At 43.4% G+C, this 16,346-nt stretch carries 15 protein-coding genes; 3 read left to right on the top strand and 12 right to left on the bottom strand.

All coding sequences use genetic code 11. The annotated features are described in order from the left end of the window. The first annotated feature begins 173 nt into the window (after positions 1-173). From VST71_10865 to VST71_10855, 3 genes are read left to right on the top strand one after another with little or no spacing between them, the layout of a single operon-like run. Positions 174-1,676 (top strand): glycoside hydrolase family 3 N-terminal domain-containing protein, encoded by a 1,503-nt coding sequence (locus VST71_10865; protein ID MEC4686219.1) that lies wholly within the window; start codon positions 174-176, stop codon positions 1,674-1,676. Then, the gene (locus VST71_10860; GenBank protein ID MEC4686218.1) at positions 1,673-3,403 is read left to right on the top strand and encodes a sodium:solute symporter family protein; all 1,731 of its coding nucleotides are present in this window, start codon (positions 1,673-1,675) and stop codon (positions 3,401-3,403) included. The genes VST71_10865 and VST71_10860 overlap by 4 nt, the downstream gene beginning before the upstream one ends. 8 nt (positions 3,404-3,411) lie before the next feature. Continuing rightward, positions 3,412-4,266: a hypothetical protein gene (locus tag VST71_10855; GenBank protein MEC4686217.1), complete on the top strand. Its 855-nt coding sequence runs from the start codon at positions 3,412-3,414 to the stop codon at positions 4,264-4,266. 21 nt (positions 4,267-4,287) lie between these two features. On the opposite strand, the gene VST71_10850 is transcribed toward VST71_10855, so the two are convergent. The 12 genes from VST71_10850 to VST71_10795 all read right to left on the bottom strand — a co-directional run. Beyond that, a complete protein-coding gene (locus tag VST71_10850; protein ID MEC4686216.1) occupies positions 4,288-5,457 on the bottom strand; it encodes an anhydro-N-acetylmuramic acid kinase in 1,170 nt (389 codons plus the stop codon). A gap of 62 nt (positions 5,458-5,519) precedes the next feature. Continuing rightward, complete coding sequence (locus VST71_10845) at positions 5,520-6,311, bottom strand: complement resistance protein TraT (protein ID MEC4686215.1); 792 nt, start codon at positions 6,309-6,311, stop codon at positions 5,520-5,522. Positions 6,312-6,380: 69 nt separating this feature from the next. After that, positions 6,381-7,253: a helix-hairpin-helix domain-containing protein gene (locus tag VST71_10840; protein ID MEC4686214.1), complete on the bottom strand. Its 873-nt coding sequence runs from the start codon at positions 7,251-7,253 to the stop codon at positions 6,381-6,383. Between the two features lie 475 nt (positions 7,254-7,728). Continuing rightward, positions 7,729-8,715, bottom strand: a complete 987-nt coding sequence (locus VST71_10835; protein MEC4686213.1) for a hypothetical protein — start codon at positions 8,713-8,715, stop codon at positions 7,729-7,731. Between the two features lie 133 nt (positions 8,716-8,848). Continuing rightward, positions 8,849-9,724 carry a hypothetical protein gene (locus tag VST71_10830; GenBank protein ID MEC4686212.1) on the bottom strand — a complete coding sequence of 292 codons (876 nt, stop codon included), beginning with the start codon at positions 9,722-9,724 and terminating at the stop codon, positions 8,849-8,851. A 17-nt stretch (positions 9,725-9,741) separates the two neighbouring features. Continuing rightward, positions 9,742-10,590, bottom strand: coding sequence for a DUF6345 domain-containing protein (locus VST71_10825; GenBank protein ID MEC4686211.1), 849 nt, complete (start codon positions 10,588-10,590; stop codon positions 9,742-9,744). Positions 10,591-11,024: 434 nt separating this feature from the next. Then, positions 11,025-11,465 (bottom strand): cyanase, encoded by a 441-nt coding sequence (gene cynS / locus VST71_10820; GenBank protein ID MEC4686210.1) that lies wholly within the window; start codon positions 11,463-11,465, stop codon positions 11,025-11,027. Between the two features lie 392 nt (positions 11,466-11,857). Continuing rightward, positions 11,858-13,795 (bottom strand): DUF4105 domain-containing protein, encoded by a 1,938-nt coding sequence (locus tag VST71_10815; GenBank protein ID MEC4686209.1) that lies wholly within the window; start codon positions 13,793-13,795, stop codon positions 11,858-11,860. Then, complete coding sequence (locus VST71_10810) at positions 13,747-14,127, bottom strand: adenosine deaminase (GenBank protein ID MEC4686208.1); 381 nt, start codon at positions 14,125-14,127, stop codon at positions 13,747-13,749. Before VST71_10810 ends, VST71_10815 begins: the two co-directional genes overlap by 49 nt. A gap of 2 nt (positions 14,128-14,129) precedes the next feature. Then, on the bottom strand, positions 14,130-14,252 hold the full coding sequence (locus VST71_10805) for a hypothetical protein (GenBank protein MEC4686207.1): 123 nt from the start codon (positions 14,250-14,252) through the stop codon (positions 14,130-14,132). 600 nt (positions 14,253-14,852) lie between these two features. Then, a complete protein-coding gene (locus VST71_10800; GenBank protein MEC4686206.1) occupies positions 14,853-15,533 on the bottom strand; it encodes a hypothetical protein in 681 nt (226 codons plus the stop codon). A 332-nt stretch (positions 15,534-15,865) separates the two neighbouring features. Further along, on the bottom strand, positions 15,866-16,346 hold a 481-nt coding region (locus tag VST71_10795; GenBank protein ID MEC4686205.1), incomplete at its 5' end, for an integrase core domain-containing protein.

Raw genomic sequence — 16,346 nt, 5'->3', positions numbered from 1 at the left:
ATAGCAGAAAAGATGTGATAATCACCACAGTAAGGAGATTATGTCTCTCTTTAACTATCATGGTTATATTATACCCGGATACAGCAGGAAAAGCCTAAATCTTCCAACAACCATGTTTATCAGACATTCGGATGAGAGTTTAATTCTCACTCCCCTGTAGTTTATAATGTCCTGTGCACGGATTAGAGCAGAAACTGTATCAACTCATCATCAGCAGGCTTGACGGGGAACGGCTCAGCTCAAGGACATATCAGGATGGGATATTCGAACTTGTCCGGAAAGGGATCGGCGGGTTTATAATATTTGGGGGCAGGAGGGATGAGCTAAAGGGGTTTATTGATACAATCCAGTCCCTGTCAGAGTTGCCCCTATTTATGGCCTCTGATATTGAGCAGGGTGTGGGACAGCAGGTTACAGGGGCTACGAGGTTCCCTCCTCAGATGGCCATGGCTGCGGCAATCAACAGAGAGGACCCAAAAGACATTGCAATCTTAAGAAAGGCCTTACAGGCAATAGCTGATGAGGCAATGGATATTGGGATAAACATGCCTCTAATTCCTGTGCTCGATGTGAATCAGAACCCGGACAACCCGATTATCTGTACAAGGGCTTTTTCCGACTCCCCAGAGACTGTGGCCTGGTTCGGCTCGGAATACGTAAGGGTGCTCGAAGGTGCTGGGCTCATAAGCTGTGCCAAACATTTCCCTGGCCACGGTGATTCCGGCACAGACTCTCACATCTCACTCCCAGTGATTAATAAACCCCTCAGGGACCTGATGAAGACAGACATCCTGCCATTTTCAGAGGCCATCAATGCAGGGGTAAGCAGCATCATGGTGGGGCATCTCAGTATCCCGGTTATTGATCCAGGGCCTGCAACGCTGTCAAAAAGCATAATAACCGGCCTTTTGAGAAAGGAGCTTTCGTTTGATGGCCTGATCCTGACGGACGCCCTCAGCATGGATGCCCTTCAGAATGTTACTGATATACCTGCAGAATGTATTAAGGCAGGTGTGGATATACTGCTCCATCCTGCAGATGCTGATTCAACTGTCAGAGGGCTTGTGGCGGCTATTGAATCAGGAGATATTGACGAGGGGCAGGTAGATATGGCGGTGGAACGGATACTTAGGGTCAAGATGAAGTTGAAGAAAGGGGGAAAGAGGAGATTCGATTACCGGGAGCATGTTGAATTGTCATCACGGATTACTGATATGTCCATAACCCTTGTGAAAGGAATTCCCGGATTGTTGCCGCTTAAGGATGCAGGGGAGACCTGTATTATTTTTGCCGGGGATGAAGGGTATGGCACGGAGTCTCCTTTGAGGAATTTTTCAGGCAATGATGTGCAGGTGTTTAATATAAAAGAATCGGAAGGGGATAGGATAGGCGGGCTGAATACAGTGATTTTTGCCATCTTCGGCAGCGTTGCTGCATGGAAGGGGAGTTCAGGGATAGAAGATGAAGAGAAGGGCAGGATAAAGGAATGTATCAGGAGGGCGGGAAAGTCCATTGTGGTTTCCTTTGGGAGTCCTTATGTTCTCAGGCATTTTTCAGAGGCTGATATGCTGATTGCCGCCTATAGCGTGACCCGGCAGGCACAGCATTCTGTTGTCAGGTGTTTAAAGGGAGAGATGGATTTTAAGGGAAAGCTTCCGGTTAATATAGAGCCATGAGAATAACCCAGATTGACTGGATAATCATAATTGCATATATGGTGATGTCCCTTGTGCTCGGGCTCTACTTTACCAAGAGGGCATCCTCAAGCACCGAAGAGTTTTTTCTCTCGGGAAGAAACCTCCCGTGGTGGCTCGTAGGAACTTCAATGGTTGCCACTACGTTTTCATCAGACACTCCCCTTTATGTTACAGGGCTCGTCCGATCTCAGGGTATTTACGAAAACTGGCAATGGTGGTGCTTTGTTATAAGCGGTATGCTCTCTGTTGCAGTCTTTGCAAAACTGTGGAAGTCTGCAGGGGTGATGACTGATGTGGAGCTTACAGAGATGCGTTATTCTGGAAGGCCTGCCTTGATCCTGAGGGGTTTTAAGGCGATATATTTTTCAGTCTTCATTCACACGATCATAAAGGCCCAGGTAATACTTGCCATGGTAAAGATACTCGATGTCACCATGGGGTGGGACAAGTGGCAGGCCATCTTCATATCAAGCGGCATAACCATAGTATACGCCCTGATGTCCGGTTACTGGGGGGTGATCGTTACAGACTTTCTTCAGTTTATCATTGCCATGATAGGGGCGGTGCTCATCGCATACTTTGCTGTTGACAAGGTAGGAGGACTGAATATGCTCACATCAAGGATAGATTCCATATACGGAAGCGGACAGCATTATACGGATTTCTTTCCACCCCTTGATGGCGGTTTTTTCAGTCTGCCTGTGCTGATGTTTATCGCCTATATGGGCATGAGCTGGTGGTCCAAGTATTCGTCTGATGGCGGCGGGGTGATTGTGCAGAGGATGGTCTCATGCAAGGATGAAAAACATGCTGTCGGAGCAACCCTGTATTTTAATATTGCTAACTATGCGCTCAGGTCATGGCCCTGGATAGTGGCTGCAGTCGCCTCGCTCATACTTTATCCCGCTGTAACTGACCATGAATCCGTCTATCCGATGATGGTGGTTGACCTGCTTCCCGAGGGAGTCCGGGGGCTTATGCTTGCGTCTTTTTTTGCTGCATTCATGTCCACCCTCAGCACCTATCTGAACCTTTCATCCATGTATTTCATCAATGATTTCTACAGGAGGTTCGTCAACCGCAACAACTCTGAAAAACATTACATAACAGTGACAAGGATTTCCATACTCGTCCTCAGCCTGATAACCGCAGTTGTGACATACTATGCCACCTCGATCGTGGAGGTCTTTAAATTCCTCATCGCATTTGGAAGCGGCACAGGACTGGTTTACCTTATGCGCTGGTTCTGGTGGAGGGTGAATGCCTGGAGTGAAGTCTCGGCCATGGTGGCATCCACACTTATATCTTCTTATATTTACGTTGCGCACCCCGGGTTCCCTTTCTATGAAAAACTCTTCCTTATAATATTCTTCTCCACAGTCATCTGGGTGACGGTAACCCTGTTAACCGGACCAGTCGATGAAAAACACCTGCTGGAATTTTACAGAAAGGTCAATGTAGGCGGGGCAGGGTGGAAGAGGATAGAGGGGAAGCTCCATCACACGGAGAATTTGAATCAGGGGTTAAAGGTTTCTATCAGGGATTGGCTTTATGGGTGTATATTTATTTACGGAATTACCATAGGGCTTGGGATGCTCCTGTTCGGGAGGCATGTTGAGGGAGGCATATACGTTTTTGTCGGGTTGCTTTTTGGCGTTTTTGTCTTCAGGGGGCTGAGTGGTGGGGCTGAAGAGGGTAAAGGCTGAAGGAATTAATGAAGATTATAGATATACATACTCACGGTATAGGTGGTTATGATACGAGGACGGTGGCTGCTGGGGATATCCTGAAGATGGCGGAAATCCATGGCCGCCTGGGGGTCTCGGAGATCATCCCTACCGTATACCCTGCCGCCATTGAGGTAATGCGTGAAAACATGGCCACAATCAGGAGTGCAATTGAGAGGCAGAAAGCGGGAGAAGATGGGCGTGCAGTTATTGTTGGTATAAACCTTGAGGGCCCCTTTCTTAATCCAGTAAAATGTGGTGCCCTTGATGCCGGGGCATTCCTTGAAGCAGAAGAGTACAACCTTGAAATGCTGATCGATGGGTTTGAAGATATTATAAGGATTATGACCATTGCGCCGGAGATTAAGGGTGCGGAGGGACTGATAAGAAAAATATCCGGTATGGGAATCATCGTCAGTATGGGGCACTCTGATGCTACTTATGCTGAGGCTGAGAGGGGTTTTCATTCCGGGGCACGGGGGATTACACATCTATTCAATGCCATGAGGGGCTTTCATCACCGGGAGCCCGGAATTGCAGGGTTTGGACTCATGAATAAGGATGTTTTTATTGAAGTGATATCAGATCCATTTCATCTTCATGCAAAGACAATTGAGCTTATATTCAAGGTTAAAAATCCTGAAAGGATAATCATTGTTTCAGATTCAGTAAAAGAGACACGGACATCATTGAAGTCTCAGGGTATAACAGAGAGTGGCGGCAGGCTCTCGGGCGGGTGTATGACGGTTACCGAGGTTTCAGAAAGGCTGATAGGGATGGGGATTGATGAACAGGTTGTAATGAGCTGTATTACAGAAAACCCTGTGAGGTATTTACATTAATCAGGTTTTTCAACCATTAATTTATGGCAGGGTTATCTTGCCGAGAATCACCTTGCTATGCGCTCCTGTGGCAGAGGGGAGGTTGCCTGGCTGCAGGTTCAGGGTCTGATAACCGAGCAGGGCAAAACTTACAGCCTCTTTTGCTTCAGGAGGAATACCATATTTTGATATATTGTTGACAGTGATCGCTTTTGCCCCGAACATCCCGTGGATGAGTTTCATGAGAAACCTGTTTTTCGTGCCTCCGCCTGTTACAATGACCTCATCAGGCCCATGTGGAATTATTGCCCTGTAAGTGCTTGTTGCCGTGAAATGGGTCAGTGTTGCTATGATGTCCTCGAAAGCGAGCTTGCCGTATCTGCTGAAAATATCTTTTACCATCTCTGCACCAAAGACCTCCCTGCCTGTTGTCTTTGGTGGTCTCTTCTTCAGGTATGGATGTTTCAGGAGTTCTTTCAGTAGTCCCTTGTCCGGCCGGCCGGATTCTGCAACAGAGCCATTTCTGTCAAAAGCGAGTCTGCCGGATGAGTAATATTTTATTGACTCGTCGATCAATGAATTTCCAGGACCTGTATCAAAGGCAATGGTGTTGTCTATCTCCTCTTCAACGAGTGTCACATTGGCAATACCTCCTATATTCAATACAGCCATCGTCTGTCCCTTTTTTCTGAAAAGCAGATAATCCGCAAACGAGACCAGTGGTGCACCGTGTCCTCCGGCAGCCATATCGCGGGTCCTGAAATCAGATATGGTCATAATGCCTGTCCTTTCCGCTATCACTGACGCCTCACCTATCTGTAGGGTAGAGCCGGATTTTCTCCTTGACGGGCTGCCTGAAGGTGGGATGTGATAGATAGTCTGGCCGTGAGAGGCTATGGCATCAATATCCGCAGGGCTTAATCCTGAAACCTCAAGCATGGATAGTACACTTTTTGCAAAGACCTCTCCCAGCTTGAAGTTTAACCTGCATATATGTTCCGTGTTTCCGGAAAATGCACCTTGTATTTCCTCTCTCAGCGCCTTACTGAAAGGACGGTGAAGGTGTTTGATTAATTCAATGCTGTCTGCAGATGCGTTATTCCCGGTAGTACCACCCGGCATTATCTCTACCAGCGCAGCGTCCACCCCGTCGTGAGACGTGCCGGACATGAGACCGATGACTTTTGCCTTTTTATCGGGATGTACCAACATCTTGTCATTTATTAGTTTAACGATTTTTTATACAAATGTAACCAGAGAAGTTTCCGGTTATTTTAAAACATACCGGCTATTTTAGAACCCAGCATTTGAGCTATTGCATTACATGCTTTAACCCTGTCAATGTTCGTCTGTGTTGCCTTGACAGCTATTCTGGTTCGATACTCCTGAAATTTCGATTCTATTCTCCGCGTAGTCTTCAGAGTTGTTGAAGAACCCTGTTTTGCATTTGTCCGCATTGTGCCAATCACCCCTCCAGGCACTCTCTCTTTGATCTGAATGTCCACTGCCCCCAAATATGTATCCACATGTACCATGGAACCAACAAGCCCACCGACTACACTTCCTACTACCGCTCCTGCTCCTGCTGCAAGTGCAGGGCCACGCCGGCCTTTTCCTATTGCGCTCCCAGCCAGTGCACCACCAAAACCACCTACAAGCATTCCATCTGCTGTCAGGTCTTTTTTCTTTGCACCAAGGTAAAGAAAGTTTGCCTGTACTATATATCCAGCCTCAGATGGTTTGTTCGTTATTGTATACCCCTTTGCGGAAAGTTTATTTTTTAGAAGCTGAGCAAAATTTATCTCCTGAAAATCAGATGTGTTTGTAACGCGAACATATATCCTGTTATTCTTTTCAAGTACTTCAGGATTAAGAAAGATGGTATCCGACATCTTTGCACTTAATGACATCTCTCTGTTTTCAATTGCCTGCCTGGTACCTGCACAGCCACCAAGAACCGAAATAAGCCCTCCCAACATTAAAACTATCAGTACTGCTACCCCAAAGAAACGAAATGTTTTCCGGGAACCCCGATTTTTGTAACTCCTGCAATCGGTTTTTTTCATTATCAAGCCCTCCTGTTAAATCAGATAATAATATGTTTGTTTAGTCCGGCTACCAGCGTTTTTTTATAATTATCTTCCAACTGTAAAATAAGCTCGAATCTTGTCAAGCTTTTTACGGCCAATCCCTTTTACTTTGAGCAGGTCATCTATGGATTTATAGGGGCGTCCGGCAATAATTCTTGCCGCATAAACCGGACCGATTCCTTTGATAGACTGAAGCTCTTTTTCGGTTGCAGTATTTAAGTCAACTAACCCTTTTGGGGAGTTGGCTTTAGAAACTTGATTTTGTATTTCCTGCAGTTCACCCTCTTCACGACGTTCCTTGGCACGAAGCTCGGCAATTCGATCAGGATCACTCTCCGACCAAATGCCGATACGTTTCAACATTGCCGAAATCTCTATATCCCTAAGCCTCTTAATCATTTCACTGCGAGGTATACCGTCAGGCGTTTTTCTACCTGTACCACGTGTGCGGGCTAACCCTTTTTTAACAAGCAGACTTGCCAAATCATTTCCATCTGATGTAGTGATAAATGCATATACCCGCCCACTGGATGATCTTCCCATCGCACTTGCAAAGGCAGTATAAAGAGTAAAAGGGTTGGCAAGCCTGCCTTCAACAAATGTTTTTGCTTTGTTACCGAAATGAATGATACGTGCCGGGTTGGACAGTCCGAAATAGCGTGTTTGTTCTCTTACCCGTCGTGCATCACTTTTAGAACTCGTTGAAGTTTCAGGACAGTCAACAAAATAGAGTCTCACATGGAGGGTTTTCCCATCAGCCTTCACAAGGAAGCTATCTCCATCATTTGCCGGATTATTTATCAATCTTGCGTCAGAGAACTTCTGCAACTCAGCAGCCTGAGACAGGGCAACTCCTGCAAACATCAATATTGATGTAAGTAGTAGGGATTTGATGACTAATTTAATCAGTCTATTCATAGCATCTCAATATAAAAGTAATCATTTGTATATCGTAGAGTTCCGCCGCGGCATTTACGCTGTCGGCTGCCCCGGATTGTGTGCGCCCGGCAAGGATATGAGCTAATGGTGAGACCCGTCTGCGTGCAATGCACAGGCAGGAAGTCCCCTGCCGGAAGATTATACATTATTATATGCAATATAACGGAAACGGTTGGTGAAAGGCAAGGGCAAAACCGTGGGGTTTTGTATGGTGGGAGCCTGAAGCAAATCTATGAGTCCCGCCGATGGCGGGACTCATAGCAAAAGTTCACGTTTTTATCCAGGAAGATCTGTCCGGGGCGGTTCAGTTAATACTGGACAGCGTTCTGCATGGGAAACTCGGTTGCATTGCTTTGTGGCAGCATAGGCCGTGTTTCCAAAACGCCCTGAGTAATGTTTTAAGGATATCACTCTGTGAAAAATTGGTTTCTTTTACTGGGCAAACCGTTGTTAACTATCGGATGCAAAAATTGTCAAAATGACCCCGTACTGCGGTCCCGCCACTTTGAAACGACTTTACTCCCATTCCAACCTCGTGACATCCAAATGAAGCCTGAACCGGAGGGCCAACCTGATTCCAGGAACTACCTGATTTAACATAAAATCGCCACAAATTACCTGACTTCTCGATCTTTAGTGTACCGATGAGTGGTGGTCCAAAATCTTCATAATACACTACCCTCGATGAGTTTCCAATAGTCGAGGTTATAATCAGCCCGTTACCGTCTGGGAGTGTACCCCCCTGACTCCTGTGAAAAGTGAAACCGAAGAACAGCCAATTTTCAACATCCTCAAACACAAACAAGCCTACTTGTGTATTAATTCTTGGATATGAGCCAGGCGACCACTCTGAACCAACAAGGCTTTCTACCACGTAGTTTCCTTCAGGAGCCGGATGTAACATCACCGGAGCCCCTCTTTTGAGCCCACCCCATAAATCCTGTCCCATGCCCGCGGTAATTTGCAGTTGGCCGCCGCTTATCTGATAGGTATCAGCACTGCCTTCATCAAACCAGCGATAGCTGTCGCGAAGATAGCCATTCCTTGCAAAGCGATCGCAGAACGGAGGCGATGAAGCTTTACAGACAGTGAAATTATAGTTACGCCCCAAGCTATCAAATGCTCTGCTCGGAGACATGTCTGCTTCCAAGCGAAGAACATGGGGTCCCTGAGAAGCATTTACTGTGGCTGTACGCCGAATACCGGAAGTCGGAAATTCGCTTGTAATTGGTGTATTATCCAAATCTGCAACAAAAGTGTTTTGGTCGGCTCTGGGATGAAATTCAACCTCCAAAGTGATCTCCCCTTGCTGATTTTGCATAGCGACTCGTTGGCCTTGGCTGTTTTCAGCAGGTTGTCTTAACTTGACAGACTGTGCACATCCATAAACAAAAAGTACAGTTGCAGGTATTGCGAATATTCTCATAATCCAGGATTTCATTACTGTCTTCCCCCTTTCCTGCTAACTGCCTGCCGTGAAGACCACCCATGCATGACATGCAGGGTGGTCACCGGTAAAAACATGATTTGCAGTTCTCAGAATAATTAAGGTTAAAATCATAGTCTAATCCTTGCTACTCTACGATCGGCACGGTGAATATAAAGCCGGTTGATTGTGATGGTAATACCGTGACAATAATTCCTGGTGTATACTCTATTCTCTCTTTGATATGGGACGGAATATGCCCAAGCTTCATATTGACAGCAACAGGTTGTCCTTTAGCCTGTTCATCAATGCGTTTTGCTATCTCCTCGATTACTGAATCTCTAACACGTAAGCGTTTTGTCTTGGCAGGGATAAAGTCCGGCCACTTAATAAGAAGCCGGGCCACTTCGCCTTTGTTAGAAATAGAACCCCTTAACATAGACCCGTAAACAGGAAGATTGTTTATACGGCGCTTGATAGTTACAAGCCTTTCCATATATATTTTCCCGTCTATCTTTTTAGCCTTTATTGAGCCTCCTTCTGACACGACCGTATCGACTCTTGCTTTCTGTAATTCGTCAACAGGTAGCCCAATGATTTTCACTGTTTTGAATATTTTCTCTTCAGCTTCTTGCTTATCAACAGGTGTTGTGGGAGAGGTACCATATCGGAACTGTCTGTTTTGATTAAGGTAACGGATATAACCGCGATATCTGTCAATCTTGACTTTTCTCTCCTTATCCTGATAGGTATCAGTCTTTTTTTCTTTATCAATTTTTTCAAGAACTTTATCATTTACTGCATTGGCCACTGCCTCTACGGATGTTTTATCAGTCCAGACTTTAGTAGCCGGTGCTTTCAAAACTTGTTCATCCCACACTGGAAGGTTTTCTTTCGCAAGACTGTAGTAGTCCGCAGACATTTTGCGTTTTTCTTCCTGCCCCCAGGCAACCACCAGCTGTAATGAAAAGATACAAATAGCCACAACAATTATTATTGAGAAAACCTTTTTATTTTTTAACATTTTTCTCCTCCTTTATTTTAGATGTCATTTCCTATAACATCCTCATTTGCAGGGTCACAGTTCTCAATATAGATAGCTCCCCAGTATCCAACAGTTGTTGGGTCGCCAAGGATGTTGTTGTATCTTTCTGTCCCCATTCGGTTCCATGTGTCATTGCTGTCAGCACCTACTGCGTAAGCAACGGGACACTGATCGTCTGTGCCACTTATATCCGGATGATACATATTATCAAGCCATGCATTCACAATGGTTGTAGAGAAGGCATCATCTGCAAAGTCCTCGTAATCGCTTACAAGACCCTGGCCTATCCACATAAAACCATGAAAACCATTTACCTGATGAAGACCGTTGAAGGATTGCCACCATCTGTCAGCCCATTGATTGTCGTCAAGGCTATTGCATGAAGATAGATGAAGGAATTCGAGATCAGTGTTGCCAAATCGCATATCACCCTGCCAGGTACTACAGTTTCCTGAGCCTGCTTCATCCACCCTGACACTTCCCTGCCACCGGTCGTTGTTTTCACTTCCGTGCATAAAGATCATTGCAGCATCAGCCTTATCGATATTGTTATGGTCATTTCCCCATGCAACAACTGCAACATCAGTAAACATGCTATCTACGATATTGCCGTTTATGAATTGACCATCTTTAGTGAAAGCATCTTTCCCATGGGCTGTACTGTCTGTGACTTCGTTATACCAGGCCAATCCCATGTCATCCCACGCTGGCCTCGCGCTGCCGGGACATCCTCCATCCCATGTGGTGACACCATAAAGCCTTGCTTTCTTGACGCATCCTGTCATAAATAAAAGAGAAAATGCCGCAAAAAGTAATAAGAAGATATATATTTTGTTTTTCCACATTTTTCTTGCCTCCTTTTTTCCTTTTGAGAGTGGGGGGGAAGGCCCACCCTATTTTATGAGTTATACATTTATGTTTTCTTGATTCTGGTGATCTTTTCTTAAGGTCAACCACCACCCGTAAAAGACCTTCCCTGTTTCTAAGTCATCTTATAGTCATCACCTCCTTATCACTCCAGAAGTGGCCGAACATTCTCATGACTGAGTTTTTCTAAGATTACGTGTTTTTGTACTTAACTTTTGTATGGACAGGATGAGTTGTAGTTTTGCATTATCGAAAAGGGAAGTAAAGGTATTTTTCACATTGAAGGGAATCAGTTGTTACCATCTGATCTTGAAGTAATAATTAGGGCAGGGTTTTTGGCTTGGGTTAAATATAACAATGCAACGAACAGTTGCATTGTTATATTTAAATATTTTATAGGCAGACAGTAAGCCTACCATTTTTTATAAGGCAGGAATTTCCCGTTCATGGTGATTTTTACCCGGTCACCCTTGGGATCATTTTCTTTATCAATTGTGAGTGTGAAGTCGATTGCACTCATAATGCCGTCACCGAATTTTTCGTGTATTACGGCCTTCATAGGCATTCCATAGACTTGCATGATTTCATAGAATCTATAGATTAAAGGGTCGGTGGGAACTGCGGGACCGAGTCCTTTGACAGGACATTCGGTTAACTTATCAGCGAGCTCTTTTTCTATCTTCAGTTCTGAAGCTAATATTGAAGCCTCTTCTGCAGAGGCACTCGCTTGACGATAGAAAAGGGATGCTACCCATACTTCATCTCTGTTGATAAGTTTCCCCAAATCAGCAAAAGATTTTTCCTTTCTCTTTTTTGCTTCCAGGAGCCTTTGTGTAACTTCATGTGTCTCCATAGTTACCTCCAATTAATAGTGATAAAAATTTAACAAGAAAGTAACTGACGAGTGCCTGAACATGCTTTGCTGAAAATCACTGTCAGCTACAGCAGGTTTTTGACTGGCACAAACAACTAAAGATACATTTGTAGTCAATATATCACATTTAATGGCATTTGACAAGCCTTGTGATGTGTTTGTCTTGTGATTGTGTTTTTACCAGGACGCAAAGAGACAGGGGGACAGGTTAACCTAATGGAAGACAGCAATGCGCTTGTTCAGCTAAAATGGAGTATTGATAAAGGTATATAGGATGTCCCCTTCGTCCTCCCACTAACTCAGTTCTTGTGGTATTCCTTGGCGGTGCCGGCCATTTCTGACGCTGTCCTTTCTTCCCGACACATTCAACGCTAAAAGTAAACATGAAACATTAACTCACATGTATTATTCGAGTATCGATCATTAAAACGTCGCTTAAAGGTTGTAGATAGCTTGAACTTCCTATGCCAGAAAAAAGATTGCGTAATGTCAAAGTTGTGATAAAAATTGTTTGACCCAAGCTGATTATAAACATATTTGTATGAAAGGGTTGTTTTCATATTCATAAGTTCATATACGGTTGCGCCAACCTCTGGATATAAGTATAGATAGAAACGAGATTTTCCATAGCCTGCCCCTCCATTTATTAATAAATAGGTATTGATATCAGTAGATATTTTTTTTGTTAATCCGATACCACCTGAAATGTTCACTGCAAGAGTACTCTCTAATTTTTTATCGTAATGTTCTTCTAACCCTATTCTAAATTCACCAGACGTACCTTTTACAAATTTGTTCCAAGGAATAAGAGATTTCATAGCGTATAGTTGAAATGATTCTAATTTAATGGATTTCTTGGATATCAATAAACTAAGTTCACCTAATTTTAGAGAGTTTTCATTAAAGTATTCTCTATTATCATCCGAAAGTGAATTTGAAGCAGGTAAAAAGTAAAGTTTCATATAATTGCGGTTTTTTTCCGTTCTATATCCAAGCCCCAGTTGACTATCATCAAAGGTTTTGAGTGGAGACTTGTATTGTGAAAGATCGATATAATAAGTGCTGTTTAATGGTGTTTTTTTTTCGGTTACCTTCATGATTATATTTAGTTCCTTTTTATCGATCTCTTCCTGCTTGTAAAGATAACCGGCATAGGCTCTTATCAACTCAGCCTGGTAAAGTCTCTTAGGGACGTCGTCACTTAGCTCGACACGTTCGAAGTTTTTTTTAAAATTTAAAAGATTATAGATATAATCAATACTGTTGCTATCTAATGCCTCAGAAAGCATTCTGATATACCATTTATCAGATGGGATAAGCTTTGTTCCTACAATCAAATTGTTTTGATATGCTTCTTTTAATACATCTTTTGGAGTTATCCATAACCGTTTGTTATTCTTTAAAAAGTTCTCTGAGCTCAAAGACAGAATATTGTATATTACTGTTGCACAATTATAGCCGGTAAAAAGGTATCTCATTTGTAAATCTCTCAGTTCCCAGATATGATAATACATGAGTGTCTTACTTTTTTCAGACAAATCCAACTCATATTCCCACACATTTCTGTCTTCCACTTCTAAATATCTTTTGACCTGCTCACCATAGGGTAATAACGAGAAAAATCCATTCATACCTGTTAATGTACTTTTTATAATTAAAAGTGGAATGTTTATTGTATCTATAATAGTATAAAATGAAACTGCATGCTCAACATAGTTTGAGTTATAATCATATCCGGATAGTTTTAGAAGGACATGCCCCATCATACTTGATGGCTGTGAAACATTTTCCGAGACAAAAACCAGAGAGATCTTTTGAGCAGGAGCTCGATTCAGGTATTCTTCAAACTCAGGACAGCGGACATCAGGAAATATACTATCATTCAAATCCAGCTCAGACTTTATCCAGAAAAATCTTGCGGGGAACCTACAAATTGGATGTTTAACAGAGTCATTGGGCACATCAAAAAAGGATTGAATTGTTTTTACAAGTTCGTTCTCCAAACTAAAATCATCACCGCTCAGGATAAAGTTTGGGTCTTCTATGTTTATCTTATTATTTGTTACGTGTAGCAGGGACTTCCAGATATTAGAATTATATAAATTTTTTTCAATTGCAGTTTCTATAATACGATTCATTGTAACTTCATTGAGATTGGGAGAGACGAGTTCGATATTGTCTTCACTGTAGCTGATGTCAAAATGGAGTAAAAGTAAGAGGAGGATTAATCCTCCTCTTAGGAATGATAGTGTTTTCTTTTTTACCGCGATGGACACTTTACAGTTACATTCTCTGGCTGGTATTTCCACATAGCACCTGAAGCATAATCAGTGGTTGAACCAAAAACACCACCAGACAGTATATTCACAAAGAATACAGGGTTAATTTCCTTGTGAAGTAAAACTTTCTGATCAGGACACTCTTCAAGTGTCAATACCTTGTTCTTATTTTCTCGTGTCAGTTCAATAATTGATGGCACTGTAAATTTTTGACCATCGATCATGGCAGTATACTTTTTACCGGTCTCAGTCGTAACATTAACCTTTTGTGTGTTGCCGCTCAGTATTGTGGCACATCCACCGAGAAATCCCACCAGACATACCATACTTACGATAAACATAAGATTTAAGGGTTGCTTCATTCTTACCTCCTTTTTGTTTTTTGTTCATAAAGCATTGGTGAATTGCATGCCTCAACGCTCCATAAGAAAGCACATAGCGCACGGCTTACTCCTTCATCATCAGCGTCTAAGTCTTTTTCTGCCATACCCCCTTGTTCTTACAGTATCAGAATGGCTATATGCCCTCCTGTCCATGCATACATCAGATCGGCCAAGCCATACTAACTGCCTGGTGTCACTTCGTTCAAGACTTTGAGATTTAATCATATATATCTTCGAGCTGTCAACGCCCTCATCAGAGGCTTTCAAAAAGGGCGCGATTTTTGCAAATGCAAAAAATCGTGAGAACTCTGTTCAGAGTCACATTTTAAATGTTAAGTATTTATTTGTAAAGAAACCCAAAACAATATCTAAACTTAATATTCAAGATTTGAACCCAGATTCAGATTCCTCGGGTATAACAGTTTGTCCTTTTGAAGACATATTTGTTGTTGATAGTGGTGCCATTTTATTCTTCTATTGATATATTGTTCCTGGTTACCGGTAAAATTATAACATATATCGAATATTTACAAATAACCCGGGTTCGACAGTCATGGGCAAAAAACGCCGGCAGAGGGGATTTTGTGAAAGAAATACTTGAGGAAAGACTTGAAACCCCTATGTTTTTGTGCAACGTTTCTCTTGCAAGTAAGCTTTTTTATATTGGGGTAAGCCTGTCACGCATCTCTCTGGAATCAAACAAATCAAATAGGAACACCAAAATCAAATTCCAGCGTCCATCCTTTCTTAAAGTGGATCGGTGGGATGGGAAATGGTTGACCCGCTTTTGTGACCCCATCGATGAAGAGTGTAAACTCCTTCTCTGGCAAGGGGGAGCGAATATTAAATGTTAACAGGAAGCAGGTGCGTTCAAGTACAGGGATAGGCGATACGGGGATTGGGACAGTATCCGAGTGCGAATCAACGTTGCAAGATACACCTGGAGGCTTTCCAAGGGATAATAAAATTCCACCATTCTCAGAAGTAAAAGCACCGGGTCCGCGCTTGAACCCAACAGGCGGGATGGCCGGTTTTCCCGAGATTTGGAGAACTATACTCCCGGGGTCGAGGGCGAAATCCTCTCCTTCGGGATCCAGGACAAGCAGAATTTCAAACTGTGGACGATCAGGGGAAAAGAGAAAAGAGGGTATCGGGATGATCGGAACTATAAACCCAATCAGGATAAAAGGATAATCCTCATTGCGGGGCACAACCTTAAGGTCAAGACCGGGCAGACTGATGACCCCGTTTTTACTCATTCTAATATTCGCCTCTGGGAATACAGGCGTGCTGAATTGTATCGGAACCAGCCCGGTACAAGCGTTGAGAAAAAAGGTAATTGCGGCTATGGATAGTAGTAATAGCGGTTGTTTCATCTTAACCATGACAGAACACGTCCATACTCAGGACGGTTTGGATTCATTTTTCCCGAAAATTGAAAGAATAACTCAGTTGTACACTCCTCTGCAGCTTTGGCAATCCTGTCTTTGAGTGCGAGATCATCTGACATGAGTTTGGCCAGTGTGAGCCTTCTTTCAGAGGGGTAGTCTTCGACGATGTTGCAGACCCCCTTCCAAAGGATGGCCGACTTTTCAATTTGGATTAGGCGAGCCTCTACCTGATAAGTGCCAGGACATCGTTTACACAAAAATGTGCCAGGACATCGTTAACAGTTTAAAAGGAATCAGGATGTTAATCCTGATTCCATATGTTTTTTTCAAGATAATTTATAATCAAATTCATCCACTTGAAATTGATCATGGAAGAGTTTGAGCTTTTGCTTTTTAACATCGATAGTCGCCACCACGTACTCATACTGGAGGTCTGGTGAAACCCGGAAAGACTCACCAAATATATCGAGTTTGCAGTCACTCCGAATAAGGCGGATCAGGTGATAACACCCTGACCCTGGTCTCTTTCCTGACTGAGCCAGAGCTTCCAGAGGTGTTTTACCATTGAGCTTGCTGTATCGATAGCGGCTGTTATGTTTGTGCTCAAAGGCCAAAGCGCCTTTTCTCAGTTCATCTGCTGTTCGCATGGGGACCCGGTTGAGAAACTTCTGTTGGTAGTGGTTGTTGAACTGCTCGACCACACCATTACGCCATGGTTCTGATTGCGGGATGAACCAGAGCTCTATTCCATAGTAGAGACACAGACGGATAAGCGGTCCCATACCCCGCGGATGGGTGGGGCTGCCG

Source organism: Nitrospirota bacterium (assembly GCA_035873375.1).
In the GTDB taxonomy this organism is placed as follows: domain Bacteria; phylum Nitrospirota; class Thermodesulfovibrionia; order Thermodesulfovibrionales; family JdFR-85; genus BMS3Bbin07.
The sequence above is the reverse complement of the archived record's forward strand: the minus strand, read 5'-3'. Positions and strand labels throughout refer to the sequence as shown.

Excerpts from the sequence above, each read along its gene's own strand:
- VST71_10860 (MEC4686218.1), top strand. The coding sequence starts at position 1,673 with ATGAGAATAACCCAGATTGACTGGATAATCATAATTGCATATATGGTG.
- VST71_10855 (MEC4686217.1), top strand. The coding sequence starts at position 3,412 with ATGAAGATTATAGATATACATACTCACGGTATAGGTGGTTATGATACG.
- VST71_10850 (MEC4686216.1), bottom strand. The coding sequence starts at position 5,457 with ATGTTGGTACATCCCGATAAAAAGGCAAAAGTCATCGGTCTCATGTCC.
- VST71_10845 (MEC4686215.1), bottom strand. The coding sequence starts at position 6,311 with ATGAAAAAAACCGATTGCAGGAGTTACAAAAATCGGGGTTCCCGGAAA.
- VST71_10840 (MEC4686214.1), bottom strand. The coding sequence starts at position 7,253 with ATGAATAGACTGATTAAATTAGTCATCAAATCCCTACTACTTACATCA.
- VST71_10835 (MEC4686213.1), bottom strand. The coding sequence starts at position 8,715 with ATGAAATCCTGGATTATGAGAATATTCGCAATACCTGCAACTGTACTT.
- VST71_10830 (MEC4686212.1), bottom strand. The coding sequence starts at position 9,724 with ATGTTAAAAAATAAAAAGGTTTTCTCAATAATAATTGTTGTGGCTATT.
- VST71_10825 (MEC4686211.1), bottom strand. The coding sequence starts at position 10,590 with ATGTGGAAAAACAAAATATATATCTTCTTATTACTTTTTGCGGCATTT.
- cynS (MEC4686210.1), bottom strand. The coding sequence starts at position 11,465 with ATGGAGACACATGAAGTTACACAAAGGCTCCTGGAAGCAAAAAAGAGA.
- VST71_10810 (MEC4686208.1), bottom strand. The coding sequence starts at position 14,127 with ATGAAGCAACCCTTAAATCTTATGTTTATCGTAAGTATGGTATGTCTG.
- VST71_10805 (MEC4686207.1), bottom strand. The coding sequence starts at position 14,252 with ATGGCAGAAAAAGACTTAGACGCTGATGATGAAGGAGTAAGCCGTGCG.
- VST71_10800 (MEC4686206.1), bottom strand. The coding sequence starts at position 15,533 with ATGGTTAAGATGAAACAACCGCTATTACTACTATCCATAGCCGCAATT.